Below are 15881 nucleotides of genomic sequence, written 5' to 3' on the forward strand. Positions count from 1 at the left end.
TGGGCGCCATCAATTCACCCGTCGTTCCCTGCCCGCCCAGTACGGCTCGCGCAGCTCGCGCCGCAGGATCTTGCCCGAGGCGTTGCGCGGCAGCATCTCGATGAAGTCGATGGTCTTGGGGGCCTTGAAGCCGGCGATGCGGCTTTTGGCGAAGGCGATGATGTCGGCCGGGTCCTGCGGCGCGCCGGGCTTGAGGGCGACCACCGCCTTGACCGCCTCGCCCCAGGTGTCGTCGGGCACGCCGATCACCGCCACCTCGGCCACGTGCGGATGGCCGTAGACCGCGCTCTCGACCTCGGCCGGATAGATGTTCTCGCCGCCGCTGATGATCATGTCCTTCACGCGATCGTGGATGAACAGATAGCCGTCGGCGTCGATGTAGCCCGCATCGCCGGTCCGCAACCAGCTATCGGAATCGATAGTGTCGGCCGTCGCCTCGGGCAGCTTCCAGTAGCCGGCCATGTTGGCGGGCGAGCGCACGGCCACCTCGCCGACCTCGTTGGGACCCAGGGTCTGGCCGTTCTCGCCGACGATCTTCAACTCGGCGCCGGGCATGGGCAGGCCGGCCGAGCGCATCCGGGCGTTGCCGGCCGGATCGTGGTCCTCGGGCGGCAGATAGACCACCGTGCCGGTCGTCTCGGTCATGCCGTACTGCTGGACGAAGCCGCAGCCGAACACCTCGATGCACTCGCGCAGCAGGTCCAGCGGGATGGGCGCGGCGCCGTACAGGATGTGGGTCAGGCGGCTGTAGTCGACCTCGCGGGCACGGGGCAGGCGCACCACGATCTGCAGGGCGGCCGGCACCATGAACATCTTGGAGACCCGGTCCTTCTCGATGAAGTCCAGCACCTTGGTCGGGTCGAACTCGCGGGCCACCACGCCCTTGGCGCCGTTGACCAGGCCGACCACGCCCCAGCCGGTGCCGCCGATGTGGGCCACCGGCATGGCCACCAGGCTGACGTCGTCGGGACCCCAGCGGTTCCAGGCCATGTCGGCCTGGGCCGCCAGCTTGCGGGTGGTCAGGATGTTGGAATGGGTCAGCATCGCGCCCTTGGGCCGGCCGGTGGTGCCCGAGGTGTAGAGCTGGACGGCGATGTCGGCGGGGGTGATCGCGGCGGCCGGCCGGTCGCAGCCGAACGCGTCGCGCCAGTCCTCGAAGGTCGGATGGCCGTATTCGTTGGCCTCCATGCCGACGACCACCGGCTGGTCCAGCATCAGCACGGCCACGTCGCGGACATGGGCCAGCAGCTCGGGGCCGACGAACACCATGCGGGCCTCGGCGTCGCCCAGGATGTAGGCGATCTCGCGCGGGGCCAGCCGCCAGCCGATCGGGGCCAGCACCACCCCGGCCTTGGCCGCGCCGAACAGGAGCTCGAAATAGTGGTCGCTGTTCTTGCCGACATAGGCGATGCGGTCGCCCTTCCCCAGCCCCTCGGCCAGCAGGGCGTTGGCGACCTGGTCGGTGTGGCGGTCGAACTCGGCGAAGCTGGTCGACCGGCCTTCGAAGACCAGGGCCGTCGCCTCGGGCCGGACCTCGTGGTGATAGCGGGCGACGTCGCCCAGGGTCGTCATGCGATCGAAATCGACGGCGGGTCCGGGGGCGGATCCAGGCATGGTCGACGTGTCTCCTCGCGTCTTCGAGGCGGTCTGGCGCCGCCTTCGACTTCGTCAGACCTCAGGATGAGGGTCAATTCCGGCGCGCGGCTAGGGAAAATCGCGTTCGCGGACGCGGCGGGCCCGGACTTTCCGGTCAAGCCTTGGGGCTCAGGCGGCGGGCGTTGGCCGTCGCGGCGGCGTGGACCGGGGCCAGCATCGCCGACTGCCAGGCCACGCCCAGCGACATCATCCGCCCCCAGAACGCAAAGGCGCCGAGCGAGGCGGACATGGCCGGCGCGACGCCAAAGCTGGGCGTCTTCCAGGCCTGGGCGAGGTAGCGATTGGACTCCGCCGCCATGGCCAGCCAGGCCGGTCCGCCCGCCGAGGCGCCCTGGGCGAAGGCCAGCGGCTTTTCAGAGACCATGCGCGTCAGCTCGGCGTAGTTTCCGCGCATCGGGTCCTGGAGGGCCTGGACGATCATCGGCGTGCGGGCGTTGACCACGCGCAGCGAGGCCAGGGCCAGTTCGGCGCCGGCGGTCGCCAGGGCGAAGGTGTCGGCGGGCGTGGCCTTGCGGCGGGGCTTGCGGGTTCTGGGCATGAGGGGACAACGCCGCCCCCACGGCCTTCGCTCCGCCCGCCAGAAAAAAGGCCGGCCCCGCGTGGCGGAGCCGGCCCTTTCCGTTCGATATCCGGATGCCTAGTGGGCGGCGTCCTTGGCCTTGTCGCCGGCCTTTTCAGCCGCGTCGCCGGCCTTCTCGGCCTGGTCGCCCGCGGCGGCGGCGGTGTCGCCGGCGGCCTTGGCGGTGGCGGTGTCGCCCGTCTGGGCGGCGGTGGTGGCCGAGCCGGCGGCCTGGGCGGCGGCGTCGGCGGCTTGCTGGCTGGAGGCGGCGGCGGCGTTGGCGTCCGCGGCGGCTTCGGTGGCCTTTTCAGCCTTGGGCTGGCAGGCGGCGGCGCCGAGGGCGAGAGCGGCGACGGCCGCGATGGTGACGATACGCATGCTGTGAAGTCTCCCAAAATCCCCGACATCTTTGCCGTGGGCTGAGCAAGAGAACCCGGAGGACCGCCGAAGGTTGCCGCTCCGCCCGGTCGACCTCTTTGGCGCCCTAAGCGCTTGACCCGGCGCGGCGGTCGCCTTCTCTTGAGGCCGATCCCGCAGGATGAGCCCGTTCCGCCCTTGCAAGACCCGGTCGCCCCCGACCCCGTAACGACTTCGCCCTCGCTCGCCGCCGGCACCGTGCGCCGGCGCCTGCTGCTGATGGCCCTGAGCCTGGTCGTGCCGGCCACCATCTTCATGGCCCTGCTGGCCCGCGCCGAGTTCGGCGAGAGCCGGGCGCGCTACGAGCAGCAGCTGATGGCCACCACCCGCGCCCTGCTGCTGGCCACCGACCGCCAGATCGGCCAGGGCCAGAGCGTGCTGCAGACCCTGGCCGTCTCGCCCGCCCTGATCTCCGGCGACATCCCCGCCTTCGAGCGCCAGGCCCGGGCGGCCGTGCAGGGCGGCGACGGCTGGATCGTGCTGCTCGACAACGAGCGGCAGCTGGTCAACACCCGTCATCCCGCCGGCGCGCCCCCGCCCGGGATCGGCTTGCCGGACTATCGCTGGCAGACCATCCGCGCCGGCCGCACCTCGGTGTCGAACCTGGTGCGGCCCCAGAAGGCCGACCAGTTCCCGCCGTTCGTGTCGATCGACATGCCGGTCATCGTCGACGGCAAGCTGTACGACCTGGCCTACCAGCAGTCGCCCAAGGCCTTCTCGTCGATCTTCGCCGCCCAGAACATCCCGCACAGCTGGACGGCCAGCATCGTCGACCGCGACGCGTCGCTGATGGCGCGCTCGAAGGACATCGACCGCTTCATGGGCCGCAAGGTCAGCGGCGAGATGCGCGCCGCCATGGCCCGGGGCAACGAAGGGGTCGCGCTGAGCCATACGCTGGACGGCACGGCCACCCTGTCGGCCTTCGCCCGGTCGTCGAGCAGCGGCTGGTCGTTCATCGTCGGCGTGCCGCGGACCGAGTTGAGCCGGGCCAACTGGTCGTCGGTGGGCTGGCTGACGGCGGCCAGCCTGCTGCTGCTGGTCATCGGCGCGGGCGTGGCCCTGGTGGTCTCGCGCGACATCTCGGCCTCGGTGCGCGGGCTGGGCGCCGACGCCAAGGCCATGGCGGCGGGCGAGGAGATCGCCCTGGTCCCCGACCGCTTCCGCGAGATCGCCGAGGTGCGCGCGGCCCTGCACGACGCCGCCGCCCAGCTGCGGGCCCGCGAGGCCGAGGAGCTGCGCGCCCACCAGCGCCAGCAGTTGATGATCAACGAGCTTAACCACCGGGTGAAGAACACCCTGTTCACGGTGCAATCCCTGGCGCGCCAGAGCCTGGGCCGCCCCGCCGATACCCCCGGCCTGCACGCCTTCAACGAGCGCCTGATGGCCCTGGCCCGGGCCCACGATCTGCTGACCCAGAGCGTCTGGGAGGGCGCCGACCTCAAGGAGATCCTGGAGGAGACGCTGGAGCCCTATCTGGACCGCACCGTCCTGGCGGGCCCGCCGGTGGCCCTGACGCCCAACGCGGCGCTGGCCCTGTCGATGGTCTTCCACGAGCTGGGCACCAACGCGGTCAAGTACGGCGCCCTGTCGGTGCCCGAGGGTTCGGTGACGGTGGTCTGGCACGTGGATCCCGGCGCGCTGCACCGGCTGACCCTGCACTGGGAGGAGCGCGGCGGCCCCACCGTGTCGCCGCCGGCCCGCAAGGGCTTCGGCTCGCGCCTGATCGCCGCCAGCCTGAAGTCGGACCTGGCCGGCGAGGCCCGCGTCGACTACCGCCCCAGCGGCCTGGTCTGCGTCCTGACCCTGTCCCTGCCCCGGACCGGCAAGGAAGAGGCCGAGGACAGGGCGGGAAATCCAGAGGGCGAGATTTAGTAAGTCGTTTCTGAATTAGCCCAAGACCTAGGCAATCGGGCCCAAGGCGCATATCGGCGTTCATCGATCGATTGCGCCGCGCTCCGCGATGGTCTTACCTGCGTCGCTCACCCCCCTGGGACGCGCCCAGCGAGAGATCGAGCGTATGACGACACCCGACACCTTGATGCTGCCGGCCCGGCCCGAGCCGATCGCGCTCCCTGTCGATAAGACAGCAGTGATCGTCATCGACATGCAGAACGCCTACGCCTCGCCCGGCGGCTATCTGGACCTGGCCGGGTTCGACATCAGCGGCGCGGCGGCGGTGATCGACAAGATCAAGGGCGTGCTGGACGTGGCCCGGGCTGCGGGCATGCCGGTGATCTATTTCCAGAACGGCTGGGACAGCGACTATGTCGAGGCCGGCGGCCCCGGCTCGCCCAACTGGCACAAGTCCAACGCCCTGAAGACCATGCGCGCCCGGCCCGAGCTGCAGGGCAAGCTGCTGGCCAAGGGCGGCTGGGACTACGAGCTGGTCGACGAGCTGAAACCCGTCCCCGGCGACATCGTGCTGCACAAGACCCGCTACAGCGGCTTCTTCAACAGCCAGCTGGACAGCGTGCTGCGCTCGCGCGGCGTGCGCCACCTGGTGTTCGTGGGCATCGCCACCAACGTCTGCGTGGAATCGACCCTGCGCGACGGCTTCTTCCTGGAATATTTCGGCACCGTGCTGGAGGACGCCACCCACCAGGCGGGGCCCGACTTCGTGCAGAAGGCCGCGCTGTTCAACATCGAGACCTTCTTCGGCTGGGTCTCGACCACGGCGGACTTCAAGGGGGCGGTGGGGCAGAGGGAAGCAGGCGCGTGAGCCGCGCCCTGCGTCCTTCGAGGCTCGGCTGCGCCTCACACCTCAGGATGAGGACCTTTTGAGCCAACTGATTTCCTCATCCTGAGGCGCCGCGAAGCGGCCTCGAAGGACGCAGGGCCTCGCAATCACGGAGAGCACCATGCCCAAGACCATCATCCTCCCGCCCGGCACGGGCACGCCCATCGCCCCGTTCTCGCCGGGAACCCTGGCCGACGGGATCGTCTACGTCTCCGGCACCCTGGCCTTCGACAAGGACAACAACGTCGCCTTCCCCGACGACGCCGAGGCCCAGACCCGCCAGGTGCTGGAGACCATCAAGTCGGTCATCGAGACCGCCGGCGGCACCATGGACGACGTGACCATGAACCACATCTTCCTGACCGACTGGTCCAACTACCAGACGATCAACAAGGTCTATGCCGAGTACTTCCCCGGCGACAAACCGGCCCGCTACTGCATCCAGTGCGGCCTGGTGAAGCCCGGCTTCGTGGTCGAGATCGCTTCCGTCGCCCACATCGGCCAAAAAGACGGGGGCAAGAAGTAGACGATGCAGAGCGGGACCGTCGACGGGCTGTACTACGAGGTTCACGGCGGTCCCGCGGCGGATCGCGGGACGGTGATCCTGTCGGCCGGCCTGGGCGGTTCCGGCGCCTTCTGGGCCCCGCAGATGGCGGCCCTGACCAGCCGCTTCCGGGTGGTGCTGTACGACCATCGCGGCACGGGCCGCAGCGTGCGGACCCTGACCGATCCGCACACGGTGGCCGTCATGGGCGACGACATCGTCAAGGTCATGGACGCCCTGGGCCTGGACCGCGCCCACGTGGTGGGCCACGCGGCGGGCGGCAACGCGGGCCTGGCCATGGCGCTGGACCATCCGGACCGCATGGGCAGGCTGGTTGTGGTCAACGGCTGGTCGCGGCCCGACCCGCACATCAAGCGCTGTTTCGACACCCGCCTGGCCCTGCTGAACAACACCGGCATCGCCGCCTATGTGCACGCCCAGCCGCTGTTCCTGTATCCGGCCGACTGGCTGAGCGCCAACAACGCCCGCCTGGAGGCCGAGGAGGTGCACCACATCCACGGCTTCCCGGACCCGGACGTCATGCGGGCCCGCATCCAGGCCCTGCTCGAGTTCGACATCGACGCCGACCTGGAGCGCATCGTCTGCCCGGTGCTGGTCAGCGCCAGCGCCGACGACATGCTGGTGCCCCTGGCCTGCTCGCGCCGCCTGGCCGAGCGCCTGCCCAACGCCGTGCTCGACATCGCGCCCTGGGGCGGCCACGGCTTCACCGTCACCGCGCCCGAGGCCTTCAATTCACGCCTGCTGAGCTTCCTCGGCGGCGACCTTCAAGAGGGGGAATAACCCATGGAAATCGGCGTCTTCATCCCGATCGGCAACAACGGCTGGCTGATCTCCGAGGCGGCTCCGCAGTACATGCCGAGCTTCGCGCTGAACAAGGAGATCGTGCAGAAGGCCGAGAAGTACGGCTTCGACTTCGCCCTCTCGATGATCAAGCTGCGCGGCTTCGGCGGCAAGACCCAATTCTGGGAGCATAACCTCGAGAGCTTCACCCTGATGGCCGGCCTGGCGGCCGTGACCGACAAGATCAAGATCTTCGCCACGGCCGCCACCCTGACCATCCCGCCGGCCATCGTGGCGCGCATGGCCTCGACCATCGACTCGATCGCCCCCGGCCGGTTCGGCATCAACCTGGTGACCGGCTGGCAGAAGGCCGAGTACGACCAGATGGGCCTGTGGCCGGGCGAGGGCCACTATACCGACCGCTACAACTACCTGGCCGAATACGCGACCGTGCTGCGCGAGCTGCTCGACACCGGCGTCTCGAACTTCAAGGGCAAGTATTTCGAGATGACCGATTGCCGGGTCAGCCCGCATCCCGAAGACACCAAGCTGATCTGCGCCGGCTCGTCCAACGAGGGCCTGGCGTTCACGGCGCAATATGCCGACTACAGCTTCGCCCTGGGCAAGGGGACCAACACCCCCACCGCCTTCGGCGGGGTCAACGACCGCCTCAAGGCCGCCGCCGACAAGACCGGCCGCGACGTGGCCTCGTACATCCTGTTCATGATCATCGCCGACGAGACCGACGAGGCGGCCATGGCCAAGTGGCAGGCCTACCGGGCCGGCGCCGACCAGGAGGCCCTGGCCTGGCTGACCAACCAGGCCGCGCCCAACGCGGCGGCGGGCTCCACGACGAACACCGCCCAGCTGGCCGCGCCGGAATCGGCGGTGAACCTGAACATGGGCACGCTGGTGGGCTCGTACGAAAGCGTCGCGCGGATGCTGGACGAGGTGGCCGCGGTCGAGGGCACGGCCGGGGTGCTGCTGGTGTTCGACGACTTCGTGGCGGGGGTCGAGAACTTCGGGACGAAGATCCAGCCGCTGATGGCGAGCCGGAAGGGTCTAGGCGGCTAACACTTGCCCCCACCTGGCGGCTTCGCCGCCTGTCCGCCCCGCATGGGGCGGAGGAAGTTCGCGCGGCGTCCTCTTCCCCCTTTGGGGGAGGAGCGCCGCAGGCGCGGAGGGGGCAAGTGTTCGCCCCCCTCCCACGCTCATCATCAATCCACCGCCAGCATCCCCACCAGCTGCAGCCGGAACACCAGCACGCTGTTGGCCGGGATCGGGCCGGCGGTGCGTTCTCCGTAGGCCAGGTCGGCCGGGATCCACAGGGTCCATTCGTCGCCGACGTGCATCATCGGCAGGGCCTCCAGCCAGCCCGGGATCAGGCCGTCGGCCGGCATGATCGCCGCCTGGCCGCGCTGGAACGAGCTGTCGAACACCGTGCCGTCCAGCAGCTTGCCCTCGTAGTGCACCTTGACGATGTCGCCGACCTTCGGCGACGGGCCGGTCTTGGGACCCGAGGTCGTCACCTTGTACTGCAGGCCCGAGGCCGTGGTGACCACGCCCGGCGCCTTGGCGTTCTTGGCCAGGAAGGCCTGGCCCTCGGCCAGGGTCTTGGTGGTGTCGACGGCCGCCGACAGCTGGGGCGGCGCGGACGGCTGCTGCGCCAGGACGGGGCCGGAGATCAGGCAGAGGCCCAGGGCCAGGCTGGCGATACGGTTCATCTGAAACTCACGGTGCGTTTTTGAAGCTAAGCTGTCTTCCACGGAACTGATGGCGGCATCAAGACCGTGGCGGGATGACGAAAAGGCCGCCGGCGTTTCCACCGGCGGCCCCTTCATCATCCGTGGCGCGGGCGCCTACTTCCGCGCGGTGTAGATGTCGTCCAGCCGCGCCGGCGTGCCCTCGATGCGCTCCAGGCGCGGGTACTTCAGGCCGCCGCGGTAGTCGATCTTGACCGTCCGGTAGCGCTCGCCGTCCTTGATCAGCAGCTCGACCAGCGGGGCGTCGGCCTTGGCCGTGGCCTTGACCGCGTCCTTGATCAGGTCGTCGGAATAGGCCGTGCCGTTGACCGCCACGATCGTCTCGCCGGCCGTCAGGCCCGACTTGAAGGCCGGGGTGTCCCAGTTGACCGCCGACAGCAGGCCGTCCTTGCCGATCGTGATGCCCAGCGAGTAGCTGAGATTGACGATCTTGCCCTTGGTCTCGGCCGCCTTGAAGAACTCGGTCGGGGTGTCGGTATAGACCAGCTTGTAGCCGCCGCGGGTCAGGCCATCCAGCGGCGCATGCTCGGACAGGCCCTCGACGCGGGTCTTCAGGAAGGTGGCCCAATCATAGGCCACCACGCCGTTCAGGGTCTGGACCACGGTGTCGAAGTCGTAGGTCAGCACCACGTACGAGCCGTTCTCGACACCGAAGAAGGCCTTGGCGAAGTCGTCCAGCGACTTCTTGCCGTTGGTCTTCTCACGGATCAGCGTGTCGGCGTCGAGCCAGATCAGCTGGCCTTCCGAATAGTAGTCCTCGCTGCGCTGCCAGCTGGTCCACGAGGCCGGCTTGCGGTTGGAGATGATCGGGTCGTTGGTGGTGTCCAGCACGTTGCGCCAGTTGCGGCCGGCGCGGGTGTCGTAGAGCGCGGCGGTCATGGCCAGCGACTCCAGGCCCTGCTGCTTGGTCTGCAGGCCCGAGCGGGCGGCCAGCACGTTGCCCCAGTACTGGGTCTGGCCCTCGTAGACCCACATCAGGCTGTCGCGCATCGGCTCGTTCAGCGTGGGGGTGTAGAGGTCGGCGCCGCGGCGGAACTTGCCGTTCCACGAGTGGGTGTATTCGTGGGCCAGCAGGTCGCGGCCGACATAGGTCTTTTCCCAGTCGGTGAAGTACTTGGGCACCACGCCGTTTTCGCTGGAGCGGTGATGCTCCAGACCGATGCCGCCCATCTTGTCGGTCAGGGCCAGCAGGAAGTCGTAGTGGTCGTAGTGGTGCGCGCCGTACAGCTTGTAGGCCTGCTGCACCAGGTTGCGGTGGATCTGCAGCGCTTCCGGCTTGATCTCCAGCAGCTCGGGCTTGTCGGCGACGATGTTCAGGCGCACCGGCACGGCCGCGCCCGGATCCAGGTCGACCTGCTTGAAGTAGCGGCCGGCGAACATCGGCGAGTCGACCAGGGTCTCGAAGGTGGTGGTCTTGAAGGTCGTGCTCTGGCCGCTGGTCGAGGCCTTCTCCAGCGCGGTGCCGAAGGCCCAGCCTTCGGGCAGCTTGACGGTCGGCTCGATCTGGACGCGGCGCGTGTAGTAGCCGGCCGGGTAGAAGCCCAGCTGCAGCCACTGCACGTTCAGCATGTCGTCGGTCACCAGGATGCGGCCGACGTCCGACTTCACCGGGGTCAGGAACTGGAAGCTGACCTGGACCTCGGTCGCGCCCTCCGGCACGTCGAAGTGGAAGGCGTGGACGGCGACCGGGTCGCGGGTCCACGGCAGGGTCTTGCCGCCGGCGGTGATCACCAGGCCGGCCACCTTGTCCAGGTCGTTGCGGGGCGAGTGGCCGCCGGGAACCCATTGCGGATACAGGATCGTCATCGGGCCGGACTTGGCCACCGGGATCGTCTCGCGGACCTGGAAGATCCGGCGGTCCAGGTCGGTGGCGTCGACCGACAGCTTCAGCACGCCGGGATAGGCCACGTCTTGGGCGGCGGCGATCGCCGGGGTCGGCGGAGCCTGGACCGGAACGCGCTCCTGGGCGAAGGCGGCCCCGAAGCTCAAGGACATGGCGAGGGCGGAGGCGGTAAAGAACAGCGTTTTCAAGAAACGACCCCAATGCGACGCGCAGGCATGCTCCCGCGACGAAAGGCGGCATACTTCTCCTCTAAAGCCGTGCTTGTCGAGGTCATGTGTCGTGGAGGGCGCGTGGTTCATCGCCTTTTCGACGCCCGCCCAAGCGGCGGGCAGGCGGTGTCTTTGGGTGACCGGGGTTACTTGGCGGGTGGCCGAGCGCCGACCTTTCGATCATCAGCCAGGATGGCTGTCGCTTTCGAAGCCGTTCCTCACGGGACCGAAGTGCGCCAGGAGCGGACGCTCGCATCGGTCCAGAATGGCGCCCCTCAGGCCTATAAGCTCCGCGAGCTCAACGCGGTCCGGAGCGGCGTGCAAAACCGTAGCGTCGATGCCGGCGAACTGGGTTGAGTGCATCGGAGCCGGAACTTCGACGGGGCCTAGCGACGATCAGCGCGCGGTCGAGCGCGCCTCAGGCTGAAGGCGCGCGGCCGGCAAGTAGGCCGAGATCAACACGACGCGATTGGCGCCCAACGCGTTCCCGAACGCCTCAGTCTCACCAACCGCCACGGCTGTGGCGCCATGTATCCCTCTATTGTCGAGCGCGCGGCGAACCACCTGCACCCGACGAACCGCCAGCGCCAAGTTAGCGCGCTCGTCGCCGATCGTGTCGGCAAAACCGGTAAGTTCGAACCGCGTTGCTGGTTCTCGTGTCTTCAGTGTCTTGAGCGCTGCTGCAGCCTGGTCCAGTTGGGTGAGATCAGGCGCTGCCTGACCGACCTCAAAGCTGATCGTCCACTGGAATTTGAGATTTGGACGCTCGACACCAGAGATCTCCGCCCCCTGTTCTGGCTTCGTTACTACGGGCCCACCGGGTCCTATTGACGTCATGGGTGTCGTCGTCACCGATCTCGTCCGCACATCCTCACGGAGGTTTTCAACGAGATCCATGAGTTCGCGGATGCGGGTTTCGAGGACCTGACCGTCCTGGTCGCGCGCCTCGCGCAGCGACGTCAGTTCGGCCTGGATGGCTTGGGCCTTGTCAGCCTGATCGCTGATGCCGGAAGTAAAGACCTCACCGAGCTTCTGGATCGCCGCATCGACGGCAGCGGCATCGAGCTTGCTGGTATAGACGAGCGCGAAGCGCTTACGTGCTTCCAGCCACTCACGGTTTGAGATCGCCGACCTTTGCCATTCGCGGCAGTCCACCAGGAGTCCCTGCAAGGCTGTCAGATACTCGTCCTTGACGTTATTGACGTGGTCGACGCGGTATTCGCCTTTCAAACCAAAATTCAGGACCGACACACCGCCCGAGCCCCCACGATCAGGCTCAAGGGAACGAGCGATCGTATCGCAGCGCTGCTTGCGCTCCCTCACTTCTTCCTTGGCGGTCTGACCACCGACAGCCACGCCGTCATGGGCACAGGCCGACAGGCTGCACACCGCCAATGCGGCCGCACAGACGCGAGCTGTCGAAAGAGTTATGATCCGCTTGGCCAACGTCAGCCGATCTGCGGCGTGGACGGTGGGGCAGGCGGGGCACTGGTCTTGGCTGCAGATTCGTCACGCACCTTTTCCATGCAGACGATCGTCTCGGGCTTGATATCGAATTCCTCCTTGGTGCCAGCTGTCGCCACAAGGTTACCCATCTGCGAGGCGGTATAGGTCCACATATCCAGTCGAGCGTTAGTCTGATCCCCGCTCATCCAATCGATCACGGTGCCACGCAGATTCTGAAGGTTGGAAAGCACCGACGGGCTGATGCGCTTGATTGAGCGACGGACGATACCTGCGCAAGCTGAGACTGATGCCGCATTGGCGAAGGTTGCTTCGCCCGTGATCTCATACAGCTTTACGGTATCGAAGTTGTAGGTCGGGATCGCCGCGTCGACGAAGCCCCTAGCGACCAGCGGCGGCTGCGGCGCTGCGTCGGTAAAGCCGTCAAGAACAGCCGAGCGCTTGTCAGTCGCTTCGATAACCCACAGCCCAGGATCGAAATATTTTAGGACCTGGACACGAAAGAGTTTCTCTTGCCTGTCTATGATCGCGACCTTGGCAGCGTCGTTCGTAGCCGCCTTCCGCATGGAGCAGAAGTAGCTTTGAGCGGTGTCGAGATAGGCATTTTGGGCTAGGCCGCCGGCGGCGGCCACTGCATACCGCGCGTCGATCTTCGCCTTTACCGACGACTTGTCGCCGAGCTGGCTCCTTGCGTCGTTGACCAAGTTGGTCAGGGCCTTGGCCTGGAGATCGGCGCGAGCGCTAGCGCTCGCTTCAGCGATCCTCGCGGCATAGGCTGGCGCACATACATCTATTGGAGCCGAAGGTGCGGCTGGTGCCTGAGCCTGTACTGGAGTGGTTGCACCCGCTAGGAGCACAATTAGCGAAACGGCAATGGACTGGAAACGCATGTAACCCCCGAGACATGCAAAAAAGATCTGCAACCTTAGAGGCAATCGAGGCAATTAAGCAATAACGCCGTTATCTATATTATAGGTTTTTTCGGAGCCAGCGAGCTCCGGTCGACGGGCCGACCGTCGCGGAGGTCGTTGGGTTTCATGCGACGTTCCGCCGGATTCGGTCGATGCAGGTCCGGACCTGACGGCATCGCGCCAAAGGTAGATGCTGACCGCCGCCCGCTCACGCCGCTTCCGGCCAACGCGCCTCCAGCGCCCTCACCGCGCCCAGCAGCCTCGCCGGCGAGATCGGCTTTTCCAGGCGGGCGTCGCCGCGTTCGTCTTCCTTCAGCAGGTGCTCGTCGCGGGCCGAGGCCAGCAGCACGGCCGTGCGGGCGCCGCGGCGGCGGCGGGTGGCCTTGATCAGTTCGCCGCCGTTCATGCGGGGCATCGAGAAGTCGGTGATCAGCAGGTCCGGATCGAAGGCGTCCATGGCCTCCAGGGCCTGTTCGCCGTCGCGGCACACCAGCACCTCGAACCCCGCCTCGCTGAGCGTGATCTCGTGGATGGTGGCCAGGAGGATGTCGTCCTCCGCGACTAGGATCTTGCGCAACGCTCGCCCCCGGACGTGCTTAACAACTGGTAAACAGGTGTAGCCGCCCCTGCGGCGCGCGTCCCCGTGCGCTATCGTCGCACTGGGCGATCCAAGCAGGGGGCGATCCAAGCAGGGGGTGATCGAAATTTCCCTAATCCGATCGGAAAGCCGGAACGGGCGGTCGGCTTCGCGCGGGAAGGCTTGCTTTTGCAAGTCGTTCTCAAGTATGGGCATGAAGCTCAGCCAAGGCCCTCCCGCCTCCCAAACCTCCCGCCTCTGGATTTCGTGAAGACCGCACCCGCCCAGCAAAGCCGCTCGTTCTGGCTCAAGCAGCTGCACCAGTGGCACTGGATCAGCGCCGCCTTGAGCCTGATCGGCATGCTGCTGTTCGCGATCACCGGCTTCACCCTGAACCACGCCGGCCAGATCGAGGCCGAGCCCAAGGTGGTGAGCCGCAAGGCGACCGTGCCCGCCGACCTGCTGGCCGAACTGGCCAAGGGTCCGGTCGAAGGCAAGCGCCCGCTGCCGATCCGGGTCGAGACCTGGCTGGACAAGGCCGTCGACGCCGACATCACCCGCCGCGCGGGCGAGTGGTCGGAGGAGGAGGTCTATATCGCCCTGGCCCGCCCCGGCGGCGACGCCTGGATCAGCATCGACCGCGCGACCGGCGCGGTGGAGCACGAGAAGACCACGCGCGGCGCGATCAGCCTGCTCAACGACCTGCACAAGGGCCGCAACGCCGGCAAGGCCTGGGGCTGGTTCATCGACATCTTCGCCGGCGCCTGCGTGGTCTTCGCGGTCACCGGCCTGATCCTCCTGCAGTTCCACGCCCGGGCCCGCCCCCTGACCTGGCCCCTGGTGGCCGGCGGTCTGGTGATCCCGCTGCTGCTCGTCATCCTTTTCGTCCACCTGTGAGGCGTCCCGACATGAAGCGTTCCCTGTCTCTCCTGACCTTCGCCGGTGCCGCCGTCGCCGGCGCTCCGGCCCTGGCCGCCGACCTCAACGTCACCGTCGAGGTGCCGCGCCTGACGGTCGCCGAGTACCACAAGCCCTACGTCGCCATCTGGGTGGAGGCGCCCGACGCCTCGGCCTCCGCGACCCTGGCCGTCTGGTACGACGCCGACTCCAAGGAAGACAAAGGGACCAAGTGGCTGAAGGACATGCGCCAGTGGTGGCGCAAGGCCGGCCGCACCATGACCTTCCCCGCCGACGGCCTCAGCGGCGCGACCCGCGCGCCGGGTCCGCAGAAGCTGGTGTTCAGCGGCGCCAAGGGCCCGCTGAAAGACCTCAAGCCCGGCGCCTACACCCTGGTGGTCGAGGCGGCCCGCGAGGTCGGCGGCCACGAGGCCGTCCGCGTGCCGTTCGTGTGGGGCGCCCCTGGGGGCAAGCCCGGCAAGCCCGCCACCGCCAAGGGGACGGCCGAAGTCGGCGCCGTCACCGTCGCCGTCAAATAGAACCAGAGAGAAACGCCATGACCTTCAAGAAGCGCCTTCTCGCCGTCGCCGCCGGCATTGCCCTGATCCTGCCCTCGGCCGCCAGCGCCCACCGCGGCTGGATCGTGCCGTCGTTCACCGTGCTGTCGGGCGACGGCGCCTGGGTGACCGTCGACGCGGCGATCTCCAACGAGCTGTTCTACGCCGACCACAATCCGATGCGGCTGGACGCGGTGACCGTCACCGCGCCCGACGGCTCGGTCGACAAGATCCAGAACGCCACGACCGGCAAGTACCGCTCGACCTTCGACGTCCAGCTGGCCAAGCCGGGCACCTACAAGATCGGCTCGGCCACCAGCACCGTCATGGCCAGCTGGACGCAGGACGGCCAGGTCAAGCGCTTCCGCGGTTCGCCGGACGACTTCGCCAAGCAGGTCCCGGCCGGCGCCGCCGACCTGAAGACCATCAAGAGCTTCAACCGCAACGAAACCTTCGTCACCCGCGACGCGCCGACCACCACGGTGTTCGCCCCGACCGGCAAGGGCCTGGAGCTGGTGCCCGTGACCCACCCCAACGACCTGGTGGCGGGCGAGGCGGCGACCTTCAAGTTCCTGCTGGACGGCAAGCCGGCCGCCGACCTGGAAGTGACCCTGGCCCCCGGCAATTCGCGCTATCGCGCCACGCCCGGCGACTTCAAGGTCAAGACCGGCGCGGACGGCTCGTTCAAGGTCACCTTCCCGGAAGCGGGCATGTACTGGCTGAACGCCACCGTGCGCACGGGCGAGACCGGCCGTGGTCCGGGCGGTCCCGGCGGCGGCATGGGCGGTCCTGGCGGCGGCATGGGCGGCGGCGCCCCCGGCGCGGCTCCGGCCCCCGCCACGCCCCTGGCCGGCAACGGCATGAGCGCCAGCTACACCGCCACGCTCGAAGCCCTGCGGCCGTAGACCCTGCTGCTGTCGTCCCGGGCCGCGCTCCGCCCGGGACG

General features: G+C 67.9%; 16 protein-coding genes and 1 pseudogene. 9 read left to right on the forward strand and 8 right to left on the reverse strand.

Translation table 11 applies throughout. The features are described from left to right. Positions 1–9: 9 nt before the first annotated feature. The 3 genes from AC1DMQ_RS03645 to AC1DMQ_RS03655 all read right to left on the reverse strand — a co-directional run bounded on the left by AC1DMQ_RS03645 (position 10) and on the right by AC1DMQ_RS03655 (position 2593). Entirely contained in the window at positions 10–1614 is a 1605-nt protein-coding gene (locus AC1DMQ_RS03645) for a fatty acid--CoA ligase (RefSeq protein ID WP_477032186.1), read from the reverse strand. Positions 1615–1750: 136 nt separating this feature from the next. Next, positions 1751–2194, reverse strand: a complete 444-nt coding sequence (locus tag AC1DMQ_RS03650) for a hypothetical protein (protein ID WP_477032187.1) — start codon at positions 2192–2194, stop codon at positions 1751–1753. A 99-nt stretch (positions 2195–2293) separates the two neighbouring features. Beyond that, on the reverse strand, positions 2294–2593 hold the full coding sequence (locus AC1DMQ_RS03655; protein ID WP_477032188.1) for a hypothetical protein: 300 nt from the start codon (positions 2591–2593) through the stop codon (positions 2294–2296). Between the two features lie 258 nt (positions 2594–2851). Between AC1DMQ_RS03655 and AC1DMQ_RS03660 the strand changes: the two genes are divergently transcribed. The 6 genes and pseudogenes from AC1DMQ_RS03660 to rutA all read left to right on the forward strand — a co-directional run bounded on the left by AC1DMQ_RS03660 (position 2852) and on the right by rutA (position 7788). After that, on the forward strand, positions 2852–4504 hold the full coding sequence (locus tag AC1DMQ_RS03660; RefSeq protein ID WP_477032271.1) for a sensor histidine kinase: 1653 nt from the start codon (positions 2852–2854) through the stop codon (positions 4502–4504). 145 nt (positions 4505–4649) lie between these two features. Further along, positions 4650–5351, forward strand: a complete 702-nt coding sequence (gene rutB, locus AC1DMQ_RS03665) for a pyrimidine utilization protein B (protein ID WP_477032189.1) — start codon at positions 4650–4652, stop codon at positions 5349–5351. Between the two features lie 28 nt (positions 5352–5379). Continuing rightward, positions 5380–5468: pseudogene (locus AC1DMQ_RS03670) on the forward strand (hypothetical protein); the annotation flags it as partial. Between the two features lie 22 nt (positions 5469–5490). After that, a complete protein-coding gene (gene rutC, locus AC1DMQ_RS03675) occupies positions 5491–5895 on the forward strand; it encodes a pyrimidine utilization protein C (RefSeq protein ID WP_477032190.1) in 405 nt (134 codons plus the stop codon). Positions 5896–5898: 3 nt separating this feature from the next. Further along, complete coding sequence (gene rutD, locus AC1DMQ_RS03680; RefSeq protein WP_477032191.1) at positions 5899–6714, forward strand: pyrimidine utilization protein D; 816 nt, start codon at positions 5899–5901, stop codon at positions 6712–6714. Between the two features lie 3 nt (positions 6715–6717). Continuing rightward, positions 6718–7788, forward strand: a complete 1071-nt coding sequence (gene rutA / locus AC1DMQ_RS03685; RefSeq protein WP_477032192.1) for a pyrimidine utilization protein A — start codon at positions 6718–6720, stop codon at positions 7786–7788. Between the two features lie 143 nt (positions 7789–7931). Here the strand turns inward: rutA and AC1DMQ_RS03690 are convergent, their stop codons facing one another. The 5 genes from AC1DMQ_RS03690 to AC1DMQ_RS03710 form a co-directional block, all read right to left on the reverse strand. Next, on the reverse strand, positions 7932–8438 hold the full coding sequence (locus AC1DMQ_RS03690) for an FKBP-type peptidyl-prolyl cis-trans isomerase (RefSeq protein WP_477032193.1): 507 nt from the start codon (positions 8436–8438) through the stop codon (positions 7932–7934). A gap of 135 nt (positions 8439–8573) precedes the next feature. Further along, on the reverse strand, positions 8574–10508 hold the full coding sequence (locus tag AC1DMQ_RS03695) for a M61 family metallopeptidase (RefSeq protein WP_477032194.1): 1935 nt from the start codon (positions 10506–10508) through the stop codon (positions 8574–8576). A gap of 417 nt (positions 10509–10925) precedes the next feature. Beyond that, positions 10926–11975: an OmpA family protein gene (locus AC1DMQ_RS03700; RefSeq protein ID WP_477032195.1), complete on the reverse strand. Its 1050-nt coding sequence runs from the start codon at positions 11973–11975 to the stop codon at positions 10926–10928. Between the two features lie 2 nt (positions 11976–11977). Further along, positions 11978–12883, reverse strand: a complete 906-nt coding sequence (locus tag AC1DMQ_RS03705; RefSeq protein WP_477032196.1) for a hypothetical protein — start codon at positions 12881–12883, stop codon at positions 11978–11980. A 229-nt stretch (positions 12884–13112) separates the two neighbouring features. Further along, the gene (locus AC1DMQ_RS03710; protein WP_477032197.1) at positions 13113–13481 is read right to left on the reverse strand and encodes a response regulator; all 369 of its coding nucleotides are present in this window, start codon (positions 13479–13481) and stop codon (positions 13113–13115) included. 267 nt (positions 13482–13748) lie between these two features. Between AC1DMQ_RS03710 and AC1DMQ_RS03715 the strand changes: the two genes are divergently transcribed. The 3 genes from AC1DMQ_RS03715 to AC1DMQ_RS03725 are packed head-to-tail and all read left to right on the forward strand — an operon-like array spanning position 13749 to position 15840. Next, positions 13749–14378, forward strand: a complete 630-nt coding sequence (locus tag AC1DMQ_RS03715) for a PepSY-associated TM helix domain-containing protein (protein WP_477032198.1) — start codon at positions 13749–13751, stop codon at positions 14376–14378. A gap of 11 nt (positions 14379–14389) precedes the next feature. After that, positions 14390–14917 carry a DUF2271 domain-containing protein gene (locus AC1DMQ_RS03720; RefSeq protein ID WP_477032199.1) on the forward strand — a complete coding sequence of 176 codons (528 nt, stop codon included), beginning with the start codon at positions 14390–14392 and terminating at the stop codon, positions 14915–14917. 17 nt (positions 14918–14934) lie between these two features. Further along, positions 14935–15840: a DUF4198 domain-containing protein gene (locus AC1DMQ_RS03725; RefSeq protein ID WP_477032200.1), complete on the forward strand. Its 906-nt coding sequence runs from the start codon at positions 14935–14937 to the stop codon at positions 15838–15840. Positions 15841–15881: the final 41 nt, after the last annotated feature.

Source organism: Caulobacter sp. 05L422, from assembly GCF_056397765.1.